The sequence below is a fragment of the Mesorhizobium sp. M7D.F.Ca.US.004.03.1.1 genome, from assembly GCF_003998635.1.
Lineage (GTDB): Bacteria > Pseudomonadota > Alphaproteobacteria > Rhizobiales > Rhizobiaceae > Mesorhizobium > Mesorhizobium loti.
Genome location: NZ_RZQG01001550.1, coordinates 1 through 772, shown reverse-complemented (window position 1 = coordinate 772; position 772 = coordinate 1). Strand labels below are relative to the sequence as shown.

The following is a 772-nucleotide window of genomic DNA, read 5'->3' as shown; positions in this document are numbered from 1 at the left end:
GCCGGTGACCTTGTGGACGATGGAGATGTTGCCGGCGAGCAGGTTGGACAGCTGGGCCAGGAACAGTGTCGGCCGCAATTCGGTGGTCAATTTCTCGTTGAGCAGCACATCGCGGTCATTGCGGCTTTCCGAAGCGGCGAGAATGGCGGCATCGACCGCCTCGTCGCGCTCGCCGCCGCCTGCGGCCACAACCATGTCCATGGTCGCGCAGAGTTCGTCATTGCCCTTGATGCCGGCGTCGTCCAGTGCAAGGCCGGCAGCATAGGTGCCGAGCCTCTGCCAGGTTTCCATCTGGCGCTGATCGCCGCGCTTGGCGATCTGCAGGTTCCAGTCGATCTCAGGCAGAGGATGGACGGTATAGGGTGCAAAGCGCGCCGCTTCGAGCACCGGCTGCAGGCCCGGCTGCGCGAGCTTCTGCCAATGGGCGTCCGGACCTTCCCCCAGAGAGGAGACAAGGCCGATACCAGTGATGACGACGTCGCGGGGGCTGCTCATGGGCGGCTTTGTGGGTCAGGCGGCAGAGCGCGTCAAGATCGTGCGCTCAACTGACGTCAGGCGGTCTTGGCGGCGACCAGTGCGTCGATCTTGGCGCACAGGTTCTTCATGACAAAGTAATCGTCGGTCGAAGCCTTGCCGTCATTGACCTCCTGGGTCCACTTTTCCAGCGGTACCTTGATGCCGAATTCCTTGTCGATGGCGAAGACGATGTCGAGGAAGTCGAGGCTGTCGATGCCGAGATCGTCAATCGTGTGGCTTTCGGGCGTGATGGTGT

At 62.3% G+C, this 772-nt stretch carries 2 protein-coding genes; both read right to left on the bottom strand.

What is annotated here, in order from left to right; translation table 11 throughout:
* Positions 1-495, bottom strand: a 495-nt coding sequence (locus EN935_RS38615) for a beta-ketoacyl synthase N-terminal-like domain-containing protein (protein WP_281040417.1), incomplete at its 3' end; no start/stop codon positions are given.
* Between the two features lie 56 nt (positions 496-551).
* On the bottom strand, positions 552-772 hold a 221-nt coding region (locus tag EN935_RS38610), incomplete at its 5' end, for an acyl carrier protein (RefSeq protein ID WP_127374379.1).